At 44.7% G+C, this 24,884-nt stretch carries 24 protein-coding genes, 2 pseudogenes and 1 other annotated feature; of the genes and pseudogenes, 13 read left to right on the top strand and 13 right to left on the bottom strand.

Annotated elements, in window-relative coordinates; all coding sequences use genetic code 11:
* Positions 1 to 119 precede the first annotated feature (119 nt).
* Positions 120 to 1,519: pseudogene (locus G9G57_RS06540) on the bottom strand (transcriptional regulator).
* Between the two features lie 201 nt (positions 1,520 to 1,720).
* On the opposite strand from G9G57_RS06540, the pseudogene G9G57_RS26370 reads away from it, so the two are divergent.
* Positions 1,721 to 2,172 (top strand): annotated as a pseudogene (locus tag G9G57_RS26370) (AbrB/MazE/SpoVT family DNA-binding domain-containing protein).
* Between the two features lie 184 nt (positions 2,173 to 2,356).
* The gene (locus G9G57_RS06530) at positions 2,357 to 2,863 is read left to right on the top strand and encodes a DJ-1/PfpI family protein (RefSeq protein ID WP_044786426.1); all 507 of its coding nucleotides are present in this window, start codon (positions 2,357 to 2,359) and stop codon (positions 2,861 to 2,863) included.
* A gap of 93 nt (positions 2,864 to 2,956) precedes the next feature.
* Here G9G57_RS06530 and G9G57_RS06525 read toward each other — a convergent pair whose 3' ends face one another.
* Positions 2,957 to 3,430, bottom strand: coding sequence for a hypothetical protein (locus G9G57_RS06525; protein WP_044786425.1), 474 nt, complete (start codon positions 3,428 to 3,430; stop codon positions 2,957 to 2,959).
* A gap of 191 nt (positions 3,431 to 3,621) precedes the next feature.
* Here G9G57_RS06525 and G9G57_RS06520 point away from each other — a divergent pair, with 191 nt between their 5' ends.
* Complete coding sequence (locus tag G9G57_RS06520; RefSeq protein WP_164964826.1) at positions 3,622 to 4,557, top strand: hypothetical protein; 936 nt, start codon at positions 3,622 to 3,624, stop codon at positions 4,555 to 4,557.
* Positions 4,558 to 4,632: 75 nt separating this feature from the next.
* On the top strand, positions 4,633 to 4,869 hold the full coding sequence (locus tag G9G57_RS06515) for an NHLP leader peptide family RiPP precursor (protein ID WP_016821365.1): 237 nt from the start codon (positions 4,633 to 4,635) through the stop codon (positions 4,867 to 4,869).
* 99 nt (positions 4,870 to 4,968) lie between these two features.
* Here the strand turns inward: G9G57_RS06515 and G9G57_RS06510 are convergent, their stop codons facing one another.
* Together G9G57_RS06510 and G9G57_RS06505 are read right to left on the bottom strand one after the other, a co-directional pair.
* Positions 4,969 to 6,858: an ATP-binding protein gene (locus G9G57_RS06510; protein WP_164964677.1), complete on the bottom strand. Its 1,890-nt coding sequence runs from the start codon at positions 6,856 to 6,858 to the stop codon at positions 4,969 to 4,971.
* A gap of 132 nt (positions 6,859 to 6,990) precedes the next feature.
* On the bottom strand, positions 6,991 to 7,278 hold the full coding sequence (locus tag G9G57_RS06505; RefSeq protein ID WP_013369721.1) for a hypothetical protein: 288 nt from the start codon (positions 7,276 to 7,278) through the stop codon (positions 6,991 to 6,993).
* Positions 7,279 to 7,461: 183 nt separating this feature from the next.
* Between G9G57_RS06505 and G9G57_RS06500 the strand changes: the two genes are divergently transcribed.
* The 4 genes from G9G57_RS06500 to G9G57_RS06485 all read left to right on the top strand — a co-directional run bounded on the left by G9G57_RS06500 (position 7,462) and on the right by G9G57_RS06485 (position 11,393).
* Positions 7,462 to 7,722 (top strand): hypothetical protein, encoded by a 261-nt coding sequence (locus G9G57_RS06500; RefSeq protein WP_013369720.1) that lies wholly within the window; start codon positions 7,462 to 7,464, stop codon positions 7,720 to 7,722.
* A 92-nt stretch (positions 7,723 to 7,814) separates the two neighbouring features.
* Positions 7,815 to 7,994, top strand: a complete 180-nt coding sequence (locus G9G57_RS06495; protein ID WP_013369719.1) for a hypothetical protein — start codon at positions 7,815 to 7,817, stop codon at positions 7,992 to 7,994.
* Positions 7,995 to 8,093: 99 nt separating this feature from the next.
* Positions 8,094 to 8,367: a binding site (T-box leader), on the top strand.
* An 84-nt stretch (positions 8,368 to 8,451) separates the two neighbouring features.
* Positions 8,452 to 9,534, top strand: coding sequence for a bifunctional 3-deoxy-7-phosphoheptulonate synthase/chorismate mutase (locus G9G57_RS06490; RefSeq protein WP_013369718.1), 1,083 nt, complete (start codon positions 8,452 to 8,454; stop codon positions 9,532 to 9,534).
* 236 nt (positions 9,535 to 9,770) lie between these two features.
* Positions 9,771 to 11,393 (top strand): DUF1593 domain-containing protein, encoded by a 1,623-nt coding sequence (locus G9G57_RS06485; RefSeq protein WP_164964676.1) that lies wholly within the window; start codon positions 9,771 to 9,773, stop codon positions 11,391 to 11,393.
* An 85-nt stretch (positions 11,394 to 11,478) separates the two neighbouring features.
* On the opposite strand, the gene G9G57_RS06480 is transcribed toward G9G57_RS06485, so the two are convergent.
* Positions 11,479 to 12,339: a TrmB family transcriptional regulator gene (locus tag G9G57_RS06480; RefSeq protein WP_013369717.1), complete on the bottom strand. Its 861-nt coding sequence runs from the start codon at positions 12,337 to 12,339 to the stop codon at positions 11,479 to 11,481.
* Positions 12,340 to 12,499: 160 nt separating this feature from the next.
* On the opposite strand from G9G57_RS06480, the gene G9G57_RS06475 reads away from it, so the two are divergent.
* Positions 12,500 to 13,402 (top strand): DMT family transporter, encoded by a 903-nt coding sequence (locus G9G57_RS06475; protein WP_016821372.1) that lies wholly within the window; start codon positions 12,500 to 12,502, stop codon positions 13,400 to 13,402.
* Between the two features lie 67 nt (positions 13,403 to 13,469).
* Here the strand turns inward: G9G57_RS06475 and G9G57_RS06470 are convergent, their stop codons facing one another.
* Together G9G57_RS06470 and G9G57_RS06465 are read right to left on the bottom strand one after the other, a co-directional pair.
* Entirely contained in the window at positions 13,470 to 13,649 is a 180-nt protein-coding gene (locus G9G57_RS06470; protein WP_013369715.1) for an aspartyl-phosphate phosphatase Spo0E family protein, read from the bottom strand.
* Positions 13,650 to 13,736: 87 nt separating this feature from the next.
* Entirely contained in the window at positions 13,737 to 14,969 is a 1,233-nt protein-coding gene (locus G9G57_RS06465) for an MFS transporter (protein WP_164964675.1), read from the bottom strand.
* A gap of 131 nt (positions 14,970 to 15,100) precedes the next feature.
* Here G9G57_RS06465 and G9G57_RS06460 point away from each other — a divergent pair, with 131 nt between their 5' ends.
* Together G9G57_RS06460 and G9G57_RS06455 are read left to right on the top strand one after the other, a co-directional pair.
* The gene (locus G9G57_RS06460) at positions 15,101 to 15,358 is read left to right on the top strand and encodes a YqkE family protein (RefSeq protein WP_016821374.1); all 258 of its coding nucleotides are present in this window, start codon (positions 15,101 to 15,103) and stop codon (positions 15,356 to 15,358) included.
* A gap of 330 nt (positions 15,359 to 15,688) precedes the next feature.
* Entirely contained in the window at positions 15,689 to 16,366 is a 678-nt protein-coding gene (locus G9G57_RS06455) for a peptidylprolyl isomerase (protein ID WP_017426371.1), read from the top strand.
* 203 nt (positions 16,367 to 16,569) lie between these two features.
* Here the strand turns inward: G9G57_RS06455 and G9G57_RS06450 are convergent, their stop codons facing one another.
* Positions 16,570 to 17,241, bottom strand: a complete 672-nt coding sequence (locus G9G57_RS06450; protein WP_016821376.1) for an MgtC/SapB family protein — start codon at positions 17,239 to 17,241, stop codon at positions 16,570 to 16,572.
* A 115-nt stretch (positions 17,242 to 17,356) separates the two neighbouring features.
* On the bottom strand, positions 17,357 to 18,790 hold the full coding sequence (locus tag G9G57_RS06445) for an N-acyl-D-glucosamine 2-epimerase (protein ID WP_164964674.1): 1,434 nt from the start codon (positions 18,788 to 18,790) through the stop codon (positions 17,357 to 17,359).
* A 204-nt stretch (positions 18,791 to 18,994) separates the two neighbouring features.
* On the opposite strand from G9G57_RS06445, the gene G9G57_RS06440 reads away from it, so the two are divergent.
* Positions 18,995 to 19,786, top strand: a complete 792-nt coding sequence (locus tag G9G57_RS06440; RefSeq protein WP_025364190.1) for an SDR family oxidoreductase — start codon at positions 18,995 to 18,997, stop codon at positions 19,784 to 19,786.
* 112 nt (positions 19,787 to 19,898) lie between these two features.
* On the opposite strand, the gene G9G57_RS06435 is transcribed toward G9G57_RS06440, so the two are convergent.
* The gene (locus G9G57_RS06435) at positions 19,899 to 20,681 is read right to left on the bottom strand and encodes a YwaF family protein (protein ID WP_019686321.1); all 783 of its coding nucleotides are present in this window, start codon (positions 20,679 to 20,681) and stop codon (positions 19,899 to 19,901) included.
* Positions 20,682 to 20,821: 140 nt separating this feature from the next.
* Here G9G57_RS06435 and G9G57_RS06430 point away from each other — a divergent pair, with 140 nt between their 5' ends.
* Entirely contained in the window at positions 20,822 to 21,034 is a 213-nt protein-coding gene (locus G9G57_RS06430) for a hypothetical protein (RefSeq protein WP_016821380.1), read from the top strand.
* Between the two features lie 90 nt (positions 21,035 to 21,124).
* Here G9G57_RS06430 and G9G57_RS06425 read toward each other — a convergent pair whose 3' ends face one another.
* The 3 genes from G9G57_RS06425 to G9G57_RS06415 all read right to left on the bottom strand — a co-directional run bounded on the left by G9G57_RS06425 (position 21,125) and on the right by G9G57_RS06415 (position 24,851).
* On the bottom strand, positions 21,125 to 22,399 hold the full coding sequence (locus G9G57_RS06425) for a methyl-accepting chemotaxis protein (protein WP_016821381.1): 1,275 nt from the start codon (positions 22,397 to 22,399) through the stop codon (positions 21,125 to 21,127).
* Positions 22,400 to 22,661: 262 nt separating this feature from the next.
* Complete coding sequence (locus G9G57_RS06420) at positions 22,662 to 24,005, bottom strand: hemolysin family protein (RefSeq protein ID WP_016821382.1); 1,344 nt, start codon at positions 24,003 to 24,005, stop codon at positions 22,662 to 22,664.
* 141 nt (positions 24,006 to 24,146) lie between these two features.
* Positions 24,147 to 24,851 (bottom strand): SGNH/GDSL hydrolase family protein, encoded by a 705-nt coding sequence (locus G9G57_RS06415; RefSeq protein WP_017426366.1) that lies wholly within the window; start codon positions 24,849 to 24,851, stop codon positions 24,147 to 24,149.
* Between the last annotated feature and the right edge of the window lie 33 nt (positions 24,852 to 24,884).

The following is a 24,884-nucleotide window of genomic DNA, read 5'->3' as shown; positions in this document are numbered from 1 at the left end:
TAAGCTGGCCAATAAAAAACTAAAATATTGTTTAAGCTGTGCCAATGTGTCCTTGAACTTGGATTGTGTTAGCGCTTGGGATTCCAGTTGGAACTGGTAATGCAAATACCAGTAAAAAACTAATTGTTGCCAAAACTAAAGCCGTCTTCTTGATCATTTCTTTTCCACACCTCCTCATAAGCAGAGTGAAATTGTGCCTGCATTTCAGGAGTAGCAAGCTCACTGAAACGGAAAAATAAGCCTGCACAATTAGAAATAAGTAGTGCATGGTTAATTATACCAGCTTTTTTCAACGCTTCTATTAAGCATTTAAACCCATAAAGGTACCTTCCTTTATATAAGTTGTATTTAGCCAACTTATACCAGAATCGCACGGTTTCTTCGTGTATGACTTGCTGCTCTGTTAATGTACTCGTATATTCTTGATTTCGATAAGCTGTAATTTGGGGTTCGAAGTGCTGAAGAATATGATCAATGTCAATGTTGTACCGATTAGCTACTTCTAAGACATTTAAAAGTTCCGCAAATATATGTTGTTCTCCAGATATATAACTAACGTAATCCGGCAGCGCCCTAATATCTCCAGACATAAGCTTATTTACACAGGTATTAATTTTTGCCCAGTGCTAAATTTTCTTAGCCAATGGAGTGTATCTGGATCATTTTCCTTAACCCAGCTTAGATCGGAATAACCACGAATATGTGCTAATGCTTGTTCATGATCTCCTTTTGCATCACAAGCATTAGCACACATCAATTCTGCGTAAGCTATGTATACAAACAATGGTCTGCTTAGCTTTTTTCGTGGCTCTGTTCCTTTTCGCTTGGAATTGTGAACCAGATGATATTGGAGTTGTCCTAACTGACCCATTTGATGTGCGAATTCATACACCTTATCCCACATGCTTAATGATCTATAGACATTCGCCAAATCTTTTAAAGCATCCAATTGCTCTATCTCATCTAAGCGATCCACAAAAGGGGCGAATTCAATAGCAGCCTGAAGGTTTACAGCCCGATCCTGTCCGACTTTGATTTGGAACAAGCGATACTGGCAGATTGCCAATCGCTCTGAATGTTGCTGCTTTTCGCTTTCAGCTACCTTTTTGTATAAGTAAGCGGCTGCTTCGTTGTAACCGTCTTGGTATACATTTTCGGCGACTTCAAAGAGCGATGGCAGATAATTAGGGTTATCCAATAATAGAATTACAACTCGCTGCAAGCAGTCCAATCGCCCTAGCTCAATGCATCGGTACAGGAACGGGCTGATTTTTTTCCAGTTGAGTGGACATTCTTCAATGCATTCTTCAATGTAACGTTCGTAAAAATAATCCGGTGGTAAATTCATTCCCGCAGTAATACTATCCAGTTGGTGAACCGACATAGATCGATTGCCCGTCACAATACCACTAACTGTACCTACATTCAAATCGATCGTGTGACCAAACTCGGTCATGGTTAAGCTTTTGCGTTTTAGATAGGTTTGAACTTCTGCCTGTATCGTAGGTGTGATTTCCATGGATAAACCACCCTTTCAGCATCTTCATAGATTCCCATTTCAATAATTCATATAGTTTTGAAACTAATAGTATACTTATTGTTTTTCATTCATGATAATACCATCTTTTGGAACATCGATAAATACTTTTACTTTATAGATTTTTATTTTTTTATTAGGAGATTATTGGTTGATAGATTATTATGATAAGGAGAAGGTCACTTGAAAAATACAGGTATGACACGTCCCTTGGACACGTTAGGCCGGATTGTTATTCCTAAGGAATTGCGAAACTCTATGGGAATTCAAGCTGGCGAGTCTTTGGAATTTTACTTGGATGTTGAAACAGGATTGTTAAGTATGCGGAAATATATCGGCGTTTGCTGCCATTTATGCTATTCGGTTCAGGATTTAAGCTATTTCAGAGATTCATTTTTATGTAAAAAATGCATACACGATTTGAAAGGAAACAGCGTCAATTGATCGTCATCACAACTTTGGTTGAACATCTAAGAAGCCTCATCCGTGAGCATCCCACAGCCAAGCAAGGCAAATATGCTGAATGGATTGGCGTGTCACATAGCCGTATTTCCCAGCTTAAAAGCTACTGTAGGTTTCACTTCACTCGCATCCGAGCAAAACTCAATAACCAGTCGCTGTTAATTTCAAGGTGACTGGTTATTTTTTTAATTTGAATCCATACTGACCAAAATTCAACAAGTTAGATTACCAAAACTTATTGATATTGCTGTAAAATATGGATTTAAACTCTTCAAGATGATATATTCTGACTATATGTAATCTTCCTAAAGACGCTTTTAACGGACTTAAACTAAAAAAATGTTAGTGGGTGTATAAATGAAGTCACATGTTCTAATTTATGATGGTTATGTTAGTTTTGAAATTATGCTGGCAACCTATTTTATGAAAACCAAAGGGGATATTGTTACGATTGGAGTAACCAAAGAACCTGTTATTTCCTATGAGGATTTTAAAGTTACGCCTGCGGTAGCCCTTGATGAAGTGGCTGCGGAGGACATTCAACTCCTCATTATACCTGGTGGAGATAACACTCAATTAAAGACAAACAAACAACTTCTAGCTCTCATTCATACCCTGAATAATGATCATAAAGTGATTGCAACCATTTGTTCTGCCACTGAACTATTGGAGCTAGCAGGTGTTTCCCCTAAAAATCATGTGAGTCATCCATCGGGTCTGGAGATACACAAGAATATCATATCTGCTAAACCCAATAAGTATGTAGATTTTGCAATTGAAATAGGTAAGGTCATGAACATTTATACGGATGATGAAGATTTTAATGAAACCATTGACTTTTTTAAGCTTTTTAAAGATAGCTGATTCTCCTCACAACAGTCACTTTATGAAGGAAGTTGAAATATAAGGATGGGTTCTCCCCATCCTTTTTTATTGTAAAACAATTTTATTCCCCATCTAACGCTTCAATTGAGCCTCATTCGAAGTCCCGGACCTACGATCGAAGGTAATCGGACCTTTACGGTTTACAAGCCGCTTCAAATCCACGGTCATTTCATTCTTCAATTTATCGATGAGCTGATCCTCTTGAATCCCTTTGCTTTTAGCTACCTCAGCCAACGATTTCCCTTGTCCCAGTTCTTTCTCTAACTGGACAGGGGTGATACCCAGCAGCCTAGCTACTTTCTCGTTGAGATGGTGATTCAAGCCGCCCGGCCTTTTGCCGTGTCTATGTCTATGCACATGTCCGTGCCCGTGGTCATCCTGTGGATCAACATTCCACTGGTGGGCTTCTCCTTGGACAGAATCGTTGGGAGTGAGAGCTTGCAACGGATTACCCGATTCAATACCGGATGCTCCTGCACTCGCAGTACCATACATCATCACTCCTCCATATAGGATAGCAGCGGTCAATTTCCATTGTTTTTTCATGTTGTGGCCCCTCCTTTCATCCTTTTTCATCTATATTTTCTCTTTCAGCTTTTTTTATTCATTTTATATGTTTTTCACAACATTCCTTATTTAAAAATAACAAATTCTTGAAAATTGCATTCTGTTGTACAATGGCGGGTAACAACTAGAAGTCGCTACAAAAACATTTATAAGAGATGCGGGTGATGGCCATGGAGTGGTATTTTGCATACAAAGAAGAATTGGAAAAGGTATTTCGTCAAGCGGAGGAACGGACGGCCACATTTCAGGCTCCCTTTCAGCAAGAGGGGTTAGACTACCTGGCACGGTTTAATCCGTTGCGTGAAGACAGTACGCGTAATTACATATGCTATTTGCTTCCATTTTGGCTGCAGGAACTCACCGGACTGCCTCCCGAAACATGTCGCAAGCTGTCACTCGGCAACGTGTTCGTCATGGCTCATTATTTAATCCAAGACGACGTGATGGACACAGCAGCAGACAACCGTAAAACGCAACTTGCCTTAAGCCAGCTTTTCTATACCGAGTGCCAAAACATTTATCAGGAGCTTTTCCCGGCAACCTCCCCTTTTTGGACATATGCCCGGACGTATGTGGACGAATGGGCCGTTAGTGTGGTATCCGAAGGAGCAGCAGACTATTTTCAAGGTGACAGAAATAAGGTCGCACTGAAAGCCAGTCCATTAAAAATGGCCGGAACGGGTGCTCTACTGCTCGCAGACCATGCTGACCTGATCGAGATCGTTACAGCGATGACGGATTTGGCCCTGGTCGTGCTCCAAATGTCGGATGATTGGGCAGATTGGACAGAGGATTTAATGGAGCATAGCTATAACTGCCTATTGTCCCATATTAGCGCCGAACGGAAGAAGCCGTACTGTGAAGGACTAGGACCACAAGAAATTCAGGAAGCGATTTATGTGCGAGGCGCACTCGCTAGCTATGTGAATATTGCGAATCAAGCCGTTCAGGAGCTAGAGACGATGGAGCCTACTATCCACGGCCTGCATATGTTCGCACATTCCATTGCAGCAGAACTCAGCGAAGAGGCAGCAGAAATTGAAGGCGGACGCTCACATTTGCGAAGAGGCGGGCTTGATTATTGGCTCTCCAAAAATATGAAGTAATGCTAGATTTTTCTGAGTCTTACGTGGTATACTGACTAGGTAAATATAACCAATCGAATGAGAGGGTGATTTTTGATGGCTACTGAAGTTCTTCAAACACAAGTCATTCAAAAAGCTTGGGAGGATGCCAGTTTCAGAGAAAAACTGATGGCAGATCCCAAATCTGCAATTCGTGATGTGTTAGGAGTCGTGATCCCCGATCATATCCAAATCAAAACGGTAGAGGAAACGTCTGACCAGTTCTATCTAGTAATCCCTCCAAACCCTTCAGGTGTGCTTGCTACATCCCAGAAGCCTCGCTCGATGTGGTAGATTGGCACTTGTAGCTTATTTAATCTATACTTCTTAATCTCAGGCGGGTGGGCTCAGCAAGCTTCCCTCCGTTTTCTCCGAAAGCAAAAAAGCCGGATGTTATCCGGCTACGGGGAAGCGGATGGTCGCTTCTGTTCCCACCCCTTTTGCACTTGTAAAAGATATTTTACCATTCATCGTTTCAATAATCCGAAATGTCACCATCATCCCCAAACCCGTGCCTTTAGTCTTATTCGAAAAATAAGGCTCACCTAGTCTGGATAAGGTCTGAGCATCCATCCCTTCACCATTATCCCGAATATGAATGACTGCTTCTCCATTGTTCACATAAGCCCATATATGAATATGTCCCTGTTCTCGCAGCGCTTCAATACTATTTTTGATAATATTGATAAATGCCTGCTTGAATTTGGAGGAATTCCCGCGCACTTTAATTTCCTGGGGAATATCCAGCGAAATTTTCCCACCTTGCAAATTTGCCATTGGACTGATAATTCCTTCAATATGCTTGAACTCATCCAATATGGTCAACGTTTTGGTATGGTCAAACTCCGGCTTGGCAAAAGTCAGAAAATCGGTAATAATCGCGGACGCTCGATCCAGCTCCTCCAGAGCGATATGCAGATAGTCTTTGTTTTTACCATCCTCCTGCTTGCTCATCAACTGAAGAAATCCACGTGTAACCTGAAGCGGATTGCGCACTTCATGAGCTACAGATGCAGCCAAATCGCTAATAATCTCCATTTTCTCTGAACGTTGAAGCTCATTATTGAACATCTCCAGTTCTCTGGAATACCGAACCACCTGCTTGTGCTTTTCCGCCAGCCTTCTGCCCAAGATCGCAATCAATGCCAGGACAAAACCGAACACGCCCCATTTCCATAAAAACATATTGTAGTGTCCGTCCCGGATAAAGAACCAGCTGAGTTCTGCGATCGTGATGACTGCAAAAAATGCAAAGCCTGTCGATAAAATGATCGCTTCGTGGTCTCCCTTAAGCGCCATGCGAATCGAAGCAAATACCAAAAGTACCATCAAAGCCACAAGCAATATACCGAGGACGATGACACTGAAGAAATAATATACATCGTTGAGTCGCTCCTGTGCTCCTAAATTCACAATCATGATGATGAAGCAGAACAAAGAGTAGGCGGTTAACAATTTTCTGAATTTCCGAATCAGTAAAATTGAATTGATATTTTGCTCAAAAAAGAAGGCTAATGAAGGCAACAGAATAAATAGCGCCACATCAAAAAGTTGTAAATACAGCTTGCCATAGCCGCGATAGAACGTATATAAAAACGGTGAATACGTTACAATCATCAGACCGATCGACAATACAATCGCGCTTAGGGACAGCCACATGGCCATACTTGGACGGAACAGGAAAAACGAGCAGATCAATAGCACCAGGGCGATAAAGATAAATGTACTGCCCAGTACAATATCCAAGACATCCATTCTGACCAAGTTTCCCAACAAGTCACGATAATCACCAGTCATCACATTTCCGATAATGCCCAGTCTATTTTTACTGCTTTCCGTCCATATGTATAATGTTTTACCACTGTCTTCTGGCTTCAGCGGAATCAGAATACGATTATTCTCATAATTATAGCCACGGTACGATTCATAAAAATTGGTGCCATCCTTATACAGTGTAATGTGCCTGCCATAAATATTTTCAAAAAGCACCGCTGGTGTTTCATCATTTAACGAAGGTAGCTTAATACGAATCCAGGCGGTGCCTCTATTGCCCGGCTGCTTGAGCAGCTGTGTATCATCTTCAATATGCATCCAGACCTTACTGTGATCAGTTACCTCATCTAAAGAGCCATCCTCGTCTTCTGCTCCCCATCTCATATCCCAGGAGGGTATCTTATACTCCCTTTCCGGGGTCATTTTGGCCGCATAGCCAATGTGGTCCAGCGACAATAGTATCACAATGACCGCTAGCAGAGCGGCGACAGCTTTGGGCACATGCCTCATATTAAGCACCTCAAAGTTACGTAGTAGGATTTACAAATTTGTATATGTTTTAACATTTTTATCTTCCTGAAATTATATTATTCTATACGATGATGTTCATACCTTCTTCAAAATAAGGGTATCATGTTCTTTTTAATCATTATTTGTAAAATCTTCATATTGGTTAATGATCATTTCCTGTTCGCGTTGCTCCATCTGCTCTCTAAGCCCTATCCAAGGTTCACATTCTTCATCCTCATAGATCGTCCAAATATCGGAGAATAAATAATCGCGTATTTCTACTATTTTTCCGGCCTGTCCGCCGTCTGTCCAGTATAAACCATCCGGACGCCGAATAACGGTACGCGAATAGCCTGGGGTTGATGCCTTTTGACCTACTCGGATTCGACTAATCATCGGACCAAACATGTACCATTCCAATTCATATCCCTCCAACTCCTCTTTATCATATCACAGCAGTTACCAAAAAAACGCTTATTGGGAAAGAGCATATCCCTATTCGCATGATTTTAACTTTTTACTGACACACTAACTCTAAGTTTAGCCATTCTGCGGTTTGGGTAAGGTCGAAATAAGCAACAAAAAGCAAAGGAGATGAGTTAGATGGCAAATCGCGACAATCAAAAGACTGAGCTACAGGATCATGATTTTGAGCCTTCCCTGCAAAATGCAGAAACAAACTGGGAGAATCTGATCGAGGGGCCTGATACTCCTCTGGAGGACGTACCTGATGCCGATGAACTGACACCGAACAGTCCTGTTGATCCCTCTGCGCCTGCTGAATTCCTGCATGGTACAGATTTGCTGAATGGTACCGATGGGGATGAAGAAGAGCAACTGGACAGTGACGATATTCTGGATTAATTACTGCATGTTATAGGAGATAAGAAAGCGGTTTCTCATCTTGCTATGCGGGTAATGAAGTGTATATACCGAAAGGAGTTGACTAATCTCCTATGTATAAAGATCCGATGTCTCAAGCTGATATGGAGTACAAACGCTATAAAACCTTGAATCCTGTAGAAGAGGATGACCGCAGGACTGCGGACAAAACTCATACGGACGATGGCATAGCCGAAGATAACCCACGAGGAGTCGCATCAGCGAAGCCCGAACCCAGAGATCAAGCAAGATGAAAGAACAGATAGGGAATGCAAAAATTAGAATCGGAAATCAGGGCTTGCCTTCTGCATCCACTTTGTTTAAAATAAGGTCAAATCTTTTGAATACCATGAACAAAGACATAGACGGAGACAAGTAAGCGTCATCGGATTCCCACAGAAAGGTACGTATTGCTGAGAGCGTACCGCTATCCCGCGTTGAAATTCACTCCCGAGTCGAGCCTTGAACCGACGACAGAAGGATTCATTCCTTTGGCCGCAGTAGAGGTTTCCGGAAGCCCCCGTTACGGGCATCAAGCTCAGAGGTTACTGCCGTCGATTGAATGACGTTGACGACTTGCATGTATACTTCTGTAATTAGGGTGGTACCACGGCATTCGTCCCTTGCGACGAGTGCCTTTTTGTGTTATTTTCTGCAAAAAGTCTAAGGGCTGAAAGAAAAAACAATTTAAATTCGGGAAGGGTGTACTGTATGTCAACCAATGAAAATTCTTTGGAGCTGTTGCGGGAACAGCTCGATGCTACAAACTTGCAATTGCTGGAGCTGCTGTCCCAACGCGCTGAACTGGCGGGACAACTTGGAAAATTGAAAGAAGCTCAAGGGGTACCTGACTTTGATCCAGTGCGTGAGCAACAAATGCTGGACAAGCTGATCGCAGCTAATCGTGGACCTTTCGATGATGCTACGATTCGCCAGTTGTTCAAAAATATTTTCAAGGCTTCTCTGAACTATCAAAAAGAAGAACACAAAAAACATTTGATCGTCAGTCGCAAAAATCAGCCGGATAGCACGGTTATCAAGGTTAAAGATACGCTGGTAGGTGGCAAAGCCTCCATCATGGTTGCAGGTCCTTGCTCGGTGGAAAGCTACCAACAAACGCGCGAGGTAGGTGCGGCTCTCAAGGAAGCGGGTGTACCAATTCTGCGTGGTGGCGCGTTCAAACCACGTACATCTCCGTATGATTTCCAAGGACTGGGCATTGAAGGCCTGCAAATTCTCAAACGCGTAGGCGACGAGTTCGGGCTGGCTACAATCAGTGAAATCGTTGACCCAAGACATTTGGAGGAAGCGATCCCTTACATCGATATCATTCAAATTGGCGCGCGCAACATGCACAACTTTGAATTGCTGAAAGCTGCGGGTGAAACGAGAACCCCGGTTCTGCTCAAACGCGGATTGGCTGCCACCATGGAAGAGTTCCTTCATGCTGCTGAGTACATCGTATCCCGTGGTAATACACAAGTCATGCTGATTGAACGCGGTATTCGTACGTATGAAAAATGGACACGTAACACGCTGGATATTTCCGCTGTTCCGATTTTGAAAAAGGAAAGCCATCTGCCTGTATTGGTGGACGTAACTCACTCTACAGGACGTAAAGACATCCTGGCCCCTTGTGCCAAGGCTGCCCTGGCTGCTGGTGCCGACGGCATCATGGTAGAAGTTCACCCGAACCCGGCAGTCGCTTTGTCCGATGCTCAGCAACAGCTGAACATCCCTGAATTCCACAACTTCCTGTCTGAAGTTAAAGAATCCGGTTTATTCAAAGCGTAAAACTAATTTTGTGCTAAGAATCATAAACCGCTTTCATTTTGTCAGATTATGATGTAGAATCTAATCAGGATTGTGACTGATCATGCAGGCAAAACCTAAATGTATATATGCTCGACTTTTGTTGAGACATATATATGTTTAGGTTTTTTTTATGCCTAAATCTTGAATAATAACAATACCTACATGGTTATAATCCTAAAAAATCATCATAGAAACGTTCAGAGAGGGGAACAGAAATGAGAAAAAGAAAAGGGTTAAGCATTTTTGTGTTAGCTATGATATGTATTTTAATCATCAGTGGTTGCAGTGGTAAGTCGACAGCCGTCGTAAAGGATGAAAGCGCTGCTCCAACAGAACAACCAGCGGGAAATAAAGTGGAAAATAAAGCGACCAAGGCTAGAACGGTTATCACTACTGACGGAGAAGTAGATGATATGAACTCAGTCATACGCTTTCTTCTCTACTCTAACGAAATGGATTTGTCCGGGATTGTACTGACTAGCTCCGTATATCATTATGCAGGTGATGAAAAGGCCGGCATCAAGCCATTCAGATGGACCGGAACCCAATGGGTAACAGATATGATTGATGCCTACGGAGAGATTTACCCCAACCTAATCAAACATGCTGAAGGGTATCCAAAACCTGAATATATTAAAAGCGTTACCAAGATCGGAAATATTTCAAACAAAGGTGAAATGGACAAGGAAACGGAAGGCTCGAATTTCCTGAAAACACTTTTCCTAGACGATGACCAAAGAGATCTGTATGTACAAACTTGGGGTGGAACCAATACCACAGCCAGAGCTCTGAAATCCATTGAAGATGAATATAAAAATACAGATCAATGGGAAACGATTCGGAAAAAAGTAAGTGATAAACTCGTTCTGTACATCATTTTGGACCAGGACGATAGCTACAATAATTACATCGCCCAAAATTGGCCTGACATCAGAATTATCAATGACCAATCTAACTTCTGGCATTTCGCTTATGCTTGGAAAATGCACACGGAAGAAGTAAACAGCAAGTTACACGGGGAATGGAACTTCAAAAACATTAAAGACGGTCATGGCAAGCTGCTAAATATGTATGCCTTGATGGGCGACGGCAATATCATCAAAGGTGAATTGGATGAAGAACAAAGAGGCAGTGAAGCCTACTTGAAGAAAAATCCACAATACGACAAGTATGACTTTATTTCCGAAGGAGATTCTCCATCCTTCTTCTATTTAATTGATAACGGATTACGGAGCATGGAAAACCCAACCTATGGTGGCTGGGGTGGTCGTTTTGGTGTCGTTAACGATAAATTATTTAGAAATACGGTGTTAGATTATGATGTGCATACGAAAAAATTCGAAGCAGAATACTCTCTGATGCGTTGGTTTGATGATATTCAAAATGACTTTGCTGCCCGTGCAGATTGGGCTATTGCTTCCGACTATAAAGATGCCAACCATAATCCAACATTGACCATTAAAGAAGGATTAGATCTAACGGCTAGTCCAGGGGAGAACATAACTCTACATGCAGAAGGAACAGATCCTGACGGTGATGCATTGACCTATAAATGGTGGAGATATTTCGAAGCTGACACCTATGAAGATTCTAAGGTCAAACCCGCGCAAGTTAAACCTGAAATGCTGGGTGATATGCAGCTTGGGCTTCACCGAGAATTAGCTGAAGGCGAGAAAGTAAACACGATTGACCTGCAAGGTAGCGACACAAATACTGCAAGTTTCACAGTTCCGGCAGATGCGAAGTCTGGGGATACGATTCATATCATTGCAGAAGTACAGGACAATGGTAAACATTCTTTGAAACATTATCAGCGTGTGATTGTAACCGTAAAATAACAGAAGACAGCACTCAATAAATTAGGCTCATGGAATCATACTCCATGGGCCTGTTTATTTTTGCGTATCGGACCTCGGACAATCTCTATACACGTTTAATACTTTTTTCAGTCAAAGGAACATAATATCCTTTTCCATTCGGACCCATGGCGAATTTATTGCGAAGATGGATTAGATTAGGGCCGAATTTGGCCTCTAATTCTTCACGGAACTCATATAGGATTTCCATGATATAAATATCATGAATAATCACTTCCGTAATCGGCATTACAAGACCCGGGTGTAGCGTCCATGCAGCACGGCTGTCATCACCAAGTGAAAGTATGCCAGCTACAACCTCCCGGTCATCCACGCTAAGCACAATCCATCGACCACCGATTTCGGACGTAATCTCCTCACTCATATCATGGCGGTAAACAGTAGCAAAATCAAAGTTAAGATCACCATATGCTACAAGGATCACCTCAATTCCTTGCTGAGCAGCTTGCTCTAAGGCATCCCGGAACACCTCGGCATCCTCTTTCCAAATTTCCAGTAAAATTCGGTGTTTTGCTCCCTTCACGCCTTCATTAATGCGATTGATAATGGCTTCATACCCCGAAATATTCCAAATGTTCTCTCTGTTTTGAAACGATGCTGTGTACTGCTCCAAACTCTCTTGCGCCACGTTGAAAATCTGCTCTGCTTTGCGCTTTCTCTGGGCAATCAATTCATGTGGAGGAAGTGGCACATATAGAGGTGTATTTTCTTGACTTACCATGATGTCCCCACGGTTGACCATTCCCGACAAAACCTCGTAAATCTTGGATCTCGGTACTCCAGAGTTCAATGAAACGGCATATCCCGAAAGTGGTGAGCTTTCCAATAAGGTCACATAAGCCTTGGCTTCATATTCACTAAAATTCAAATCACGTAGAATTTCTAATATGTTTGGTTTTGATTTCATGACGTCTTCTCCTCAATTCATGTTCTTCCTTACTATATCACTTCCCCTTGACAAAAACTGATATACAAATTATCTTTTTAGTAGCATTTTCATAGTAGTAACTATAGTAGCTACTATCACTATCATATTTCATAGGGGATGAACTCAGGGAGGATATAACTTGAACAAAGTCATAGCTCATCACAGCGAAAGCAACCGGATTTACTATACTTCTACGATTCTAGCCCTATTGATCTGGAGCACATCGTTTATTGCCACCAAAGCAGCCTATACGACGTTCCCTCCTCTTACCTTGGGTCTATCCAGATTTATCATAGCTTCCATCGTACTAGGTATCGTTCTGCTGATCAAAAAAGAACATGTCAAAGTAAAGCCAAAGGATTTGGCTACGATTTCGTTTAGTGGGGTTTTGGGAATCACTCTTTATTTTTCAATGGAGAATATAGGGGTTAGCCTGACGACCGCTTCCAACGCAGCATTAATTGTCGCATCGTATCCTGCAATTACATCGCTGCTTGAATTTATTTTGTATAAAGTCAAATTATCCAAATATAAAGTCTGCGGCATAGCACTGGCCATGATCGGGGTATATTTCTTAACCTCCGTTGGCGAAAGCTCGGATGGTAAGAATCAACTCATCGGAAATTTAATATTGATTGGCACCGGATTTGCGTGGGCGTTCTACACTTTCATGACGCGTAAGGTTGTGGACAAATATCCGCCGGTGACGTTATCTTTTTATCAAACCGTTGCAGGTAGTATCTTTTTCATACCGTTAGCCCTATTAGAAAAGGATAGCTGGCAGGCTCCGACAACGGGATCGTTTATGTTGCTCATGTATCTGGGTGTGTTCTGCTCCGTTATCGCATTTTTGCTTTATAATTACGGATTAATCAAGCTGTCACCGAGCAGTTCCGTTTCTTTAATGAATTTGGTTCCGATATTTGGGGTGTTGTTCTCTGTCTTACTATTGCACGAAACGATTACATGGCGCCAAATCATTGGCGGCTTGGTCGTTATTATAGGGGTCTTGATGAGTGCGCATCAAACTAACCGTACCTAAAAATATTGCAGCCCTACAATACAAGGGCGAGTGGCCTTTTTAAAAGATCTCGCCCAGTTGGTTATATCTATGCAGTCGGCTTTTTTTCTTTTATATAAAAAAGGTGGTTATATTGATTGATGAGGTTATCCATAATTACAGACTGTTTGAGCACACTGGCATGATTAAAGCCATGTTTTGCTTGTAAAATATACAGCTTTTGACGGGCATTCTCAAGCTGTTGACGCAAAATGTCGTCTCTTATCATAATATATCCCTCCCTGTCATATGATCAGTGTAAAGGGTTATGAATAATATACTAAAAATAAGGGTTTGGGATAATTATCTAATTGGCCTATCCGGCAGAATGAATATTCTGATCCGTTGCGTTATTTTGGGCTGAAATCGGGAAAACGTTTTTCCCCTTCGCCCATAGCAACAACGCTGCAACCAGCAAGATGCCACCGTTTAATACGAAGATCCAGCGAATGGGCATCCAACTCCCAAGCATGCCGCCAATCAGCGGCCCCGCCATCGTCGCGAGTTGGGTAGCTGATTGATTCAGGCTAAAGGCTCGTCCGCGAAACTCCGGCTTGGTGACTTCCACAGTCATGGCATTAATCGCCGGCATGACAGACGCATAAAACAATCCATATCCAAACCGAAGCGCACCAAAACCAACAAAGTTGGTTACAAAAAACTGCAAGATGTTCCCAATCCCCGAACCGATCAGCCCAATCAGCAACACTTGGGCAAAGCCGATTTTCCCTCCAATCCGGCCCCATCGGGGAGCCATCAGCACTGCCGCGATGCCTACAGCTGAGAATACAATCCCGGAACTTAAAGACGCATGGCTACGGTCCACACCCATTTCAAGCACATACACCGTAATTAACGGTTCCAAGATCATAACAGAAAAGGTACTTAATCCAGCTAGAATAAGCAAAAAGTATAATGGCCGATTAGCAATAGCCTCTTTGATATCATCCCGAACATGCGAGCGGGTAGTGGTGCCCTTGAAGCTATCCTCTCTAGCGCCAAATGTCGCGATGAACGCAGATACCAGTACAAGAGCCGCTGAGAAAAAAAAGGCATTTCGATTGCCATAATAATGGCTCACCACACCACCGATCAGCGGACCTATAATGCTGCCAGTCGCTCCAGCAGTCGCCATAATGCCAAGGGCATAGCCCGTTTTTTCTTCAGGCGAGCCCGTTCCGACCAGCGCAATCGCCGCAGGAATAAATCCGGAGAGAAGTCCTTGAAACAAGCGAACTCCTACAAATACATAGGGGTCTGTCACTAAAGCACTTACCAGATATAATACAGCCAGGCTAAACCCTGAACGAATCAGCATCGGCTTACGTCCATACTTATCTGCCAGCGAGCCCCAAAACGGGGCAATCAGCGCGCTCGCTAAAAAAGTAACTCCAAAGGCAATTCCTGACCATAATTCCAGTTGATCGTTAACCCCCAATTCCGTATTCAGAAAAATAGGTAAAAACGGAATCGACACGGAATAGGCCATGCTGCAAAACAATACTCCGATCCACAAAACAATCAGGTTTCGCTTCCAATATAGATGCATGCTGCCACACGTCCCTTCTGTTCATTCCATTATTACCCTCTAAATTAGAAAAGTCTACCGTAAACCTTAGCCTTTCATCGTGGAACAACCACGAAGAAGCTGATATAATCGAATGGAATGGAGATGATGACATGGCTAAAAAGAGAAATTCGTCTTTCGCTGCTCCTGCGGCTCAGGACAAACCTGCTACCTTAAAGGATCTGTTGAGTCAGGACGTGCTGAACAAGCTTAAGGCTCAAGCCAATGAAGCGCAAGCAGAGCAAGACAAGCGTAAAGAAGACGAACGGCAACGTGCCCTTGAAGCAAAAAAAGCTGAACAAAAGAAGCTGGACAACAACTTTGAACATCTGTTGAATAACAGCAATTTGGACTGGCACAAATATAAATAAGCCAAAACCATTGCGGTTTTGGCCTATCTTTACACTTTATGTTATAGCCAGTCACGAATATGTTGTACTGAGTACAGCACCCCTACCCAAACTGGCAGACTGAACGCCATACCCCATATGAGACCTTTAGCCAGTTTTTTGTCTACCTCCATCATGATCCTGCCCCTTTCCTTGGGAATAGCAGCAGTATGGGTCAAGAATACGGCTTTCAAACCCGTATTTCCTTATCCCCAACAAAAAAGGTATGATAGTAAATGGAAAAGTGTTCTGCGCTGTCCCCAAACTATAAATTAGGATGTTACACCATCCAACCTTTCAGGAGGAATATTAATGAACCGAAAATCGATACGCCCATGGTACACATTGTGCCTGCTGGCCATCATGCTCGTGCTGGTTGCCGGATGTGGCACAAAAGCCACCGATGTGGAAGCTGCAAGCCGGACAAGCACCACAACTCCCGCTGCAACTAAAGACAAAAGCAAGGCTGTTTCACATCCAGTTGTCACGATTGTCATGAACGATGGCAAGAAAATCAAGCTTGAGCTGTATCCGGAAGTAGCACCGAACACGGTTAACAATTTCATCTCCTTGGTGCAAAAGGGAGCTTATAACGGTACCATTTTCCACCGCGTCATCCCCGGCTTTATGATTCAGGGTGGTGATCCGCAAGGTAACGGTACAGGCGGCCCCGGCTACAGTATCAAAGGGGAATTCAAGAGCAACGGCGTTAACAATACACTCAAACATACACGTGGCGTATTATCCATGGCCCGCTCAGCGGATCTGGATTCAGCCGGATCGCAATTTTTTATCATGGTTGACGATGCGGACTACCTCGACGGTCAGTATGCCGCTTTCGGTAAAGTAACGTCCGGAATGGACGTGGTCGACGCTATCGTCAACTCCAAACGGGATAGCAATGACAAACCTACCAAACCAGCTACAATGAAAAAAGTTACTGTAGATACGCTGGGTAAAAAATATCCTGAACCCGTCAAAGTAAAATAATCCGTCTTTCATAACGGGATAACCGCAACGACCTTGTGCATACGCATGAGGTCGTTTTTGCTTATCCCCTGATACTTTCTAAGGTGCTGATTCTGTGATGTAGTAAGAGTATATACACAAAAGGAAGCGTTTTCAATCATTATTTTTAGATTTTTTTACTGTTAAATGAGTCTACAGCGTTCGACAAAAAGCAGTAAAGTCGTCTAATTGGATTTGGTCTCGACTGAACGGATGCCTTCCATCTCTTGCAGCAGTGACAACAATTCCTCCACTCCCTCTGACCGAGACAGTTTTAGAAGCATATGAACCATCAACTGCTCACCGTTATTGATGCGCTCGGCGTGAAAGCTGTGAATGGTCAGTTTTTTGTTCTCCAGCAGTTCTTTAATTTGATTCAGTACACCCGGCTCATTATCAACCTGAACTACCACTTGCCGTGTGGACGGGGTAGCCATCTGATAAAAACGACTATGGAGCAAGGACTGAGCCGCCAAAATAAACAGCGTTACACCCGCGCCAAGCCCATACATTCCTGCACCGACAGCAATACCAATCCCGGCGGTAGTCCAGATGCCCGCAGCGGTAGTTAGCCCTTTGATTCTATTTTTTTGTGTAAAAATCATTCCTGCGCCGATAAAGCCAACTCCACTTATAACCTGTGCTGCTATTCTGGAAGGGTCCAGCGATAGGTTAGACCATACAGTCTGGTCTTGAAAACCATATTTGGATACCACCATCATAAGCGACGCCCCGATCCCGACAATGAAATGCGTGCGAATGCCTGCCTCCTTCATCCGACTTTTGCGTTCATAGCCGATTAATGCGCCGCACAATCCGGCAAACATGACTCGAATCAGATAATCCCAATCCCACATACCTTTTTCACTCCACTATTGTTTATGTTATGAAAAGATGTTGCCTTAATATATAATTCATGATGCTCCGGCAAATGAGCCGTTATACAGCTGTTATTTTGTTATTACCCAAATTTTAAGGAACCTTTACTTCATGTTCGAGAAGATTGCGATGCGCCTTTCTTCCCTTGAGTAGCCACAGCTCTGGTGTATCCTGCACACCGTCTATACGCATACTAAATGTTCTGGATGGTAAATTACGTACACGGAGCAATAGACGGTTTCCGTCTGCTGCTGCCTCCACAAGCTCTAGCAGTGTTAGTGAATCATTCGCTAGCTTGCGGTTCAAAGCGCGAGTTGAATCTGCGCTGTCCTCCCGGCTCCAAATACGAAGTTCGCCCACAACCGGGGCTGCAATTCGCTTACTGAAAGAAATAACCACCTCATCTTCGGCGGAACGTTCCGCCCTAAGAGGTACTGGAGGCTCATCGTACATGTAGCCTCCCAGATGGTATTCATACGCAGTCCAGGCGTTGTAATCGCCCTTCAGGGCGGTAGCCCCGAATTGCCGCGTCCACTCGCGGTCCCGAACCATCCGCGCGAGCGAACCGATATCCGCCTGCACTCCGAGGGGCAAACCCGGATAAGCGGCGCGTATGGACTGCGCGATGCGAGCATAGCCGCGAATATACTGTGGCGGCAGGCGGCGGCGCATCCAGTCTGGCCAATGGGTCTGGATTACGTGCATATCCGGGGCTACGCTCCCGATCATGGCTACCGCGTCCAGACCCTGCCATTCCCGCAGCTGACTGGGAATATCGCCACGCCCGCTCACAGCGAGCGACCATGTCGCCACGCAGATGTCCGGCCGGACATCACGCACACCGCCTGCGCCGTTCACCAGCTCACAAATGAGCCCATTCACGGCGTCCACGCGCAGATCGACCCACTGCGCGTACAGCTTCGGGACCTTCCGGTAGTAGTTCCGCGCATGCTTATCGCGGAAATTCGGAATGTCCTCACCGTAGCGCGCGCGGAAGGCACGCTGCGCATGCGGCCCAATATCCCCGTACACTCCACTGCGCAGCCCGTTCCATTCGGGGAAATAAGGCTCCGCCACCTCAAAGCCGTCAAACGGAATATCGGTGACGAGCCGGGCAGCGGCTTTCTTTTTCCATTCCACATACTCTGGGGCAAAATGTGAAAGCCGCTGAAAGCCATCGTTGGGTTCGCGCAGCAGCTCCATGCGCCATTCCTTCCACGCTGGCGGTAGCTGGGACACGCCAAAGGAACCGTTGCCCAGCACCATCGCCCATACCGCGATGCCTCTACGCTGGAAAGCAGCAACAAGCGCTCCATCCACTTCATTTTCACGCACGACAAAATAATGCACGGTCTGGTAGCCTGCAAGGGAGATCTCATCCGCTATGCTATCCCGCGACCGATTGGCATAATAGGGAAACAACGGATCAATTTGAATGCTGGAACCGCTCATGACCCATGGTTTCATTTTTCCAATTTGTGCTATAGCGTCTGACGATTCGGGTCGGTCATTTCTTTTATTGTCCAATTCGATCCACCTCCGTCACTCGCGTCTTCTCCGATACTTGCTCAGAATCTATATATTTGGGCTATAAGTTTCTACTGGTTCGCCTATGTTACCATATTTCGCAAATGGGGTGAAATACAGCGGCTACTGTTTCACCATCAACATTCAGAGGTATTGGAATAACGAGTCCGGTTTAGCTTATGAACGGAATGGGAGGAATAGTCAATGGCAGAGCAGAGATTGCAAGGAAAGATAGCAGTGGTCAGCGGCGGCGGTTCAGGAATCGGTAAAGCAACCGCCATTCGTTTTGCAGAACAAGGCGCCAAGGTAGTCATGCTGGATCGGACACCTGAGCATGCAGAGGAAACCAAAGCAATCATTGAGCAGGCAGGCGGTGAAGCACTTGTGCTGGAATGTGATATTGCCAAGCCAGACATGATTCAGCAGGGGTTCGCTAAAGTCGTGGAAACATACGGAAAGCTGGATATCGTGTTCGCCAACGCAGGCATTAATGGCACCATGGCCCCTATCGAGACCATGGAGCTGGAGGAATGGGACCGCACGATGAACATTAACCTACGCGGCACCTTCGCTACCGTTAAATATGCTGTTCCATACCTGAAAGAACACGGCGGCAGCATTATCATCACCAGTTCCATCAACGGTAACCGAACCTTTTCGGGTATTGGGTTTTCAGCTTACGCCTCTACCAAGGCGGCTCAGGTTGCTTTTATGAAAATGGCAGCGCTGGAGCTGGCACGTTACAAAATACGGGTCAACGCGATATGCCCAGGAGCTATCGATACGAAAATTGATGATAACACGTACCCTACCGAAGACTTGAAGAAGGTACAAATTCCAGTCGAATTTCCGAAGGGCGGAGAGCATCCGCTGGAGGATGCTCCCGGTGAGCCAGAGCAGGTCGCCAATCTGGTCCTGTTTCTCGCCTCAGATGAATCATCTCATGTATCGGGTACAGAGATCTATGTAGACGGAGCAGAATCGCTGCTGCGTTAAGCATAAAGGGGATCGTTGTCCCCGTATAAGCTACTGCTCAGACATTCTTAGCAGCCTTACCCCAAGTCATTACTAGTGGAAAAGGCTGCTTTTGCATGGCTTTACAACTATTTTATAGCGCCCTGTCAGCACCATGCACAGCTCCTTTGCGAAGGCGGACATACAATCTGCCTCCTGGCAGCACCTCAAACAACAGCATCAGAAGAGAAAAGAATAGCAGTGCAATGACCTCTTCTGCCAAAATATAAACAGGGTATGGTCCCAAAACATCCAATATCGATGGTGTCGACGGCTTTCCGGTCAGAAACATGTAGTTGGCACCAAACGCACGGTCTACAATCCACACCATCAACGCCAAGCCATTGAGGAATAGCATAACTCCCCCTACACTCTTCCATGTCGGTCGGAGTGCTGCGATCCAGGTCATATATAGGGCAGCCAAAATAATAGCACTATGAGCTACGAAAAAATGGATAAAACGATAGTGCGGAAAGGCATAAGCCAAATTAGGCGTAAGTACTGCTTGGAGCGCTCCTCCAATTCCGGCAAACAGGACGACCGGATATAACCAACGGCTGCGGAACATAAGCATCAGGATGGACAACAGCAGTGTCACACTGCACAATTCCAAGGGCAATGATGTCTGGACATCCCAAATATGCTGTGCCACATACCATATATTCAAAGTCACCTCTGAAAGAATGAGGACCGTAATTAATAACCAGCGAATTCCCTCACTTACAGGCTTATTTGACCGAACCCATCCCCGCGTTAGCCACAGCAGCAAAGCACATACAATGAGCCCCAGTATAGCCAACCCATGTGACGGAGTAAAGGCTTCGAACCCTTCCGGCGCATACGCATCGAACCAAGACCCTGACCACAGCCAGTCCATAGAAAGCCCCCTTCGATTTCTTTCTCTCTTTGTATCTTCTATTTTATACCAAATAGTCGAATATGTTCTAGCCGTCTTTCTTGCTTGTTCAATACCTTAACCTTTATGATAAAAGATATTATATTCAAAGGAGAACACTCATGCCGATTAATCGCCGATTAATTACAGATCAGGATTTCAGCGAGGCACTGGAACGTCATCTTCGTGTCCGGGTATTTCAAGATGACCAATTGATTGGCTCAGGCGGGACGATAATCCGTTTTGACGATCAGACCATCGTTGTGCAGTCTAGCGTCAGTGACCTGGCTTACCATCCCAGAAAACAATGTGAATTTTTTGAAATTAAAAAATAGCCACCACACACCGGAGAACCATTTTGCTTCGTTTTCCGGTGTGTAGCAGCTACGTTTTTATGGGTATGCATCATGCCTCACATGACGTTTTTAGTTATAGTTGATTCCACGTGTTTTCATCATGAGTTTATTCGTAAGCACTTTCAAGTCCTCGGAAGAGGATGAAATTTCCTGCATAATAGCCGTCTCCTCATGAGCAGCCGTATAAATTTTGTGAGCACCTTCAGAGAACGCCCCTGACATTTGCTGGATACGATGAATCTGCTCAAAGGTTTGATCCACCCGATTCGTCTGCTCTGTTACGGCTTCTTCCATGGTGCGAATGCTTTCGACAAATTCACGTACAATAGCGTTCAAACGGTTCAGCGTCTGGTCGACAGAGCTTGTCCGTTCCGCCTCAGCACTGACTAAAGACGTTTGCTGATGCATCAACTCCACAGTCTCTACGATTTGTGACTGTACACGGCTAACGATAGCATTAATTTGCTGTACAGACTCCGTACTTTGGGCGGCCAGTGCGCGAATTTGGTGCGCCACTACAGCAAAGCCGTTCCCTTCTTCTCCCGCACGTGCCGCTTCTATAGAAGCATTCAGCGCCAACAGATGGGTCTGTTCGGCAATATCCTTCACCGTGCTTGTAATCGCTTCAATTTGTGAAGCTTCTTTTTCCAGTCGTGCAATCACCTGCTGTGAACGACTATGTGAAGCTGTCAGCTCACCCATGCCATCCATCAGGGATGAAAATACAGTCTGCGTTGAATCCACCGAATGCTCCATATGGCCTGACAGTTCAAGCATATGCCCCGATTTGCTACGCATCATTTTAAAATCGCCCAGCATTCGATCCGCTGTTTTAATTGATTGGGCAGATGCTTGCTTTTGCTGCTCCACGCCATCCAAAATATCTTCTACTACCGTAGACATGGACTCGATTTGCGCCGTAGCTTGTACAATAGCCAAGCTCAGATTTTCTGCACTTTGCGAAGTTGTTCTGGTGCTATACGAGATCTCATTGAACATATCTTTAATGTTCAACATCAGATGCCGAAATGCATCGTACAACACTTTGATTTCATCATCTGAACGACGCTCTGGAATGACGACAGACAGGTTGCCCGCCGAAGCTTCCTCTGCCGCCTTGGCCAATCTAACAATCGGCCGTGTAAGTAATTTTGAGATCAACCAGCCCAAAATGCCACTCCACAGGACACCCAATAACAAAATAATCGAGGTGTATACCCATTCCTGTGTACCATGAGCAAGCCAGTCCTTGAGTACAAAAATAAAAAAAGCGCTTGTTCCATAGGTTATTGCTGAAATCAAGACAAATGCAGTAACCATTTTCGTACCTAGTGACATCTTCATGTACTGTAGCCCACCCCAAAAAACTCAAATTTGATTCCATTTTACCATAAAATTGCTACATTTCTAGTAGTATTTTTCACAGACACCTATATTTATAAGCATAAAGATGCAGAGCCTTAAGTCTCCTGACCTAACTACAAAAACAACCTTCTATTCAGGCAGCAAACTGCGTCAAAAAAAGTGGACGAATCGCGCTGCCGCTTACGTTGCAGGCCATTCGCCACATCTGAAGCGATCTATTGCTTCGCCATGCCATTTTCCATCATTGAGAATAACTGTCATCCTTCTGTTCAACAATCGCCTTTTTAACCGCTTCAATTGTGTCTATTTGGTGACTGTTTTTTTCCAGTACAGTAAACTCCCATAATCCGCTGGTCAGCTTGTCTCCTTGTTGGATATCAAAACGTTCGGAAAGCATCCAACCGCCAATCGTATATACGTCCCCGGCCTCAATATCTGTCTCCAAGCGCCGATTGACCTCATGGATAAGCGCCTGTGATTTGAGTATGTAACGATGATCATCTGTTTTTGTAATGAGTGGTGTTAGCGCTGCGGGGGTTTCGGTATCCGTATAGGAAGGAATGTCTCCAACAATTTCCTCCATAATGTCCTCTAGGGTGACAAGCCCAGACGTTCCACCATATTCATCCACCAGCACCGCTACTGGAATACGTCGTTTTTGCATCTGAATCAGCAGATCCCGAGCCTGAACCGTTTCAATCACCTGAAGCACCGGATGAATGTAAGAAGCCATCGTTGTATTTCCTGTGCTATGCCCACGGGCCAAATCATGCAGAGCTTCCTTCACACGAATCATCCCGATAATACGATCCCGGTCCCCATGTTCAGCTACAGGTAGAAAATTATAAACTTTGTCCTCGATCAGCTCCATAAACTCGGCTACCGTTGCCTGGTGAGATATAGAACGGATGTGGATGCGCGGTACCATAATTTCCTGCGCCGCACGGTCGTCAAAATCAAATACATTGTTCAGGTATCGATATTCTGTCGGTGTAATTTCACCACTACGAAACCCTTCAGATAACGCCAGTCGAAGCTCGGCTTCACTGAGTGCTGCATCTTCTTCGGATACTTTTTTTAGCCCAAAAAGCCCTGTAATGACACGTGAAGAACGACTGAGCACCCAATTCAGAGGATACGTTATTTTATAGAATACCGTAATCGGACGGGCAAAAAACAATGCCATCGGTTCGGCAATTTGTATGGCGAAGGTTTTGGGTACCAGTTCCCCAACGACCACCTCGAAATAGGTCAAAATCAGAAAAGCCAGCAAAAAGGAGAGCACTCCCGTTAGTCCAGCTGGAATATGCGCCAACACAAACAGGGGATGTAGCAGCTTCTCAACTGTAGATTCCCCTAACCAGCCTAGCGCCATTGAAGTTAATGTGGTTCCAAGCTGACAAGCGGATAAATACTCGTCGAGCCGAGACAGAATATTTTTAACAGCTTTCGCATTTTTGTTGCCCTCTGAGGCCAATTGGTTGATACGAGATACCCGAACACGGATAATGGAATACTCTGAGGCCACAAAAAAAGCTGTTAAAGTGATAAGTAAAATAACTAGAATGATATTTATCGTTTCCATAGCCCTCTCTTGCTCCGTTGATGACGAAGCAAGAAGCACCCCCTTTGACATTCATTTTTGGTTGGAACCATAACATAAGTAATGATGTCCATAATCGTGTATTACCCAAAAATGACAAGGAATAGACTATGTATAGCTTTGTTAACGAATCGCCAGCGGACTCTTTTGCACGATATCTATCCATTGATCAGCTATTAACTGGTGCCCGACCGCTGTCGGATGAACCCCGTCATGCAGCCAATAGGAAGCGTCCGCCTTGGTAGCGGCCTCGTTCAACATGCTCTGGAGCGGCACAAATACGGCCCCATATTTGTCGGCAAGTTGACGCACAATACGCTGGTAGCCCGTTATTTTTTCTTGCCAAATGTCCCAGCGCGCCTCGGTAGCTCCTGTTTTCAAAATAAACGGCTCACACAGCACCAGCCCGGTATCAGGCATCACTTCACGCGTCTCCTCCAGCAGGTGGCAGTAGGCTCGTTCAAATCGGTCCGTCACCCCGGACGGCTCCTGCTCCACGATCCGCCAGGCATCGTTCACTCCGATTAGAATACTGAGCAGGTTTGGCTGTAGGCTAAACGTGTCTTCATTCCAACGAGCATACAAATCCGAAACCCGATCCCCCGAAACACCCCGGTTTACAAATTCCGGTTGTGTAGCAGTCAGTCGACTCCCGAGTGTCCCAGCGATCAGATACACATAGCTCTGACCCAGCCAATGGTTCGCGTCCTCATTCCGTCCCCTTCCTCCGTCTGTAATGGAATCTCCTTGAAAAAGAATACGTGTGTGTCCTGTACTCGGCATTTTTCCACTGTCCCCCTTCACAATTTCCAATAATACCCTTATCATACCTCGTATTCTCCGAATTGGAAAGCGGTTTCA

It is taken from the genome of Paenibacillus sp. EKM211P (assembly GCF_011066175.1).
Lineage (GTDB): Bacteria > Bacillota > Bacilli > Paenibacillales > Paenibacillaceae > Paenibacillus > Paenibacillus polymyxa.
The sequence above is the reverse complement of the archived record's forward strand: the minus strand, read 5'-3'. Positions and strand labels throughout refer to the sequence as shown.

Coding starts and splice junctions, on each gene's coding strand:
- G9G57_RS06530 (WP_044786426.1), top strand. CDS start 2,357: ATGAAGTCACATGTTCTAATTTATGATGGTTATGTTAGTTTTGAAATT.
- G9G57_RS06525 (WP_044786425.1), bottom strand. CDS start 3,430: ATGAAAAAACAATGGAAATTGACCGCTGCTATCCTATATGGAGGAGTG.
- G9G57_RS06520 (WP_164964826.1), top strand. CDS start 3,622: ATGGAGTGGTATTTTGCATACAAAGAAGAATTGGAAAAGGTATTTCGT.
- G9G57_RS06515 (WP_016821365.1), top strand. CDS start 4,633: ATGGCTACTGAAGTTCTTCAAACACAAGTCATTCAAAAAGCTTGGGAG.
- G9G57_RS06510 (WP_164964677.1), bottom strand. CDS start 6,858: ATGAGGCATGTGCCCAAAGCTGTCGCCGCTCTGCTAGCGGTCATTGTG.
- G9G57_RS06500 (WP_013369720.1), top strand. CDS start 7,462: ATGGCAAATCGCGACAATCAAAAGACTGAGCTACAGGATCATGATTTT.
- G9G57_RS06495 (WP_013369719.1), top strand. CDS start 7,815: ATGTATAAAGATCCGATGTCTCAAGCTGATATGGAGTACAAACGCTAT.
- G9G57_RS06490 (WP_013369718.1), top strand. CDS start 8,452: ATGTCAACCAATGAAAATTCTTTGGAGCTGTTGCGGGAACAGCTCGAT.
- G9G57_RS06485 (WP_164964676.1), top strand. CDS start 9,771: ATGAGAAAAAGAAAAGGGTTAAGCATTTTTGTGTTAGCTATGATATGT.
- G9G57_RS06480 (WP_013369717.1), bottom strand. CDS start 12,339: ATGAAATCAAAACCAAACATATTAGAAATTCTACGTGATTTGAATTTT.
- G9G57_RS06470 (WP_013369715.1), bottom strand. CDS start 13,649: ATGATAAGAGACGACATTTTGCGTCAACAGCTTGAGAATGCCCGTCAA.
- G9G57_RS06465 (WP_164964675.1), bottom strand. CDS start 14,969: ATGCATCTATATTGGAAGCGAAACCTGATTGTTTTGTGGATCGGAGTA.
- G9G57_RS06460 (WP_016821374.1), top strand. CDS start 15,101: ATGGCTAAAAAGAGAAATTCGTCTTTCGCTGCTCCTGCGGCTCAGGAC.
- G9G57_RS06455 (WP_017426371.1), top strand. CDS start 15,689: ATGAACCGAAAATCGATACGCCCATGGTACACATTGTGCCTGCTGGCC.
- G9G57_RS06450 (WP_016821376.1), bottom strand. CDS start 17,241: ATGTGGGATTGGGATTATCTGATTCGAGTCATGTTTGCCGGATTGTGC.
- G9G57_RS06440 (WP_025364190.1), top strand. CDS start 18,995: ATGGCAGAGCAGAGATTGCAAGGAAAGATAGCAGTGGTCAGCGGCGGC.
- G9G57_RS06435 (WP_019686321.1), bottom strand. CDS start 20,681: ATGGACTGGCTGTGGTCAGGGTCTTGGTTCGATGCGTATGCGCCGGAA.
- G9G57_RS06430 (WP_016821380.1), top strand. CDS start 20,822: ATGCCGATTAATCGCCGATTAATTACAGATCAGGATTTCAGCGAGGCA.
- G9G57_RS06425 (WP_016821381.1), bottom strand. CDS start 22,399: ATGAAGATGTCACTAGGTACGAAAATGGTTACTGCATTTGTCTTGATT.
- G9G57_RS06420 (WP_016821382.1), bottom strand. CDS start 24,005: ATGGAAACGATAAATATCATTCTAGTTATTTTACTTATCACTTTAACA.
- G9G57_RS06415 (WP_017426366.1), bottom strand. CDS start 24,851: ATGATAAGGGTATTATTGGAAATTGTGAAGGGGGACAGTGGAAAAATG.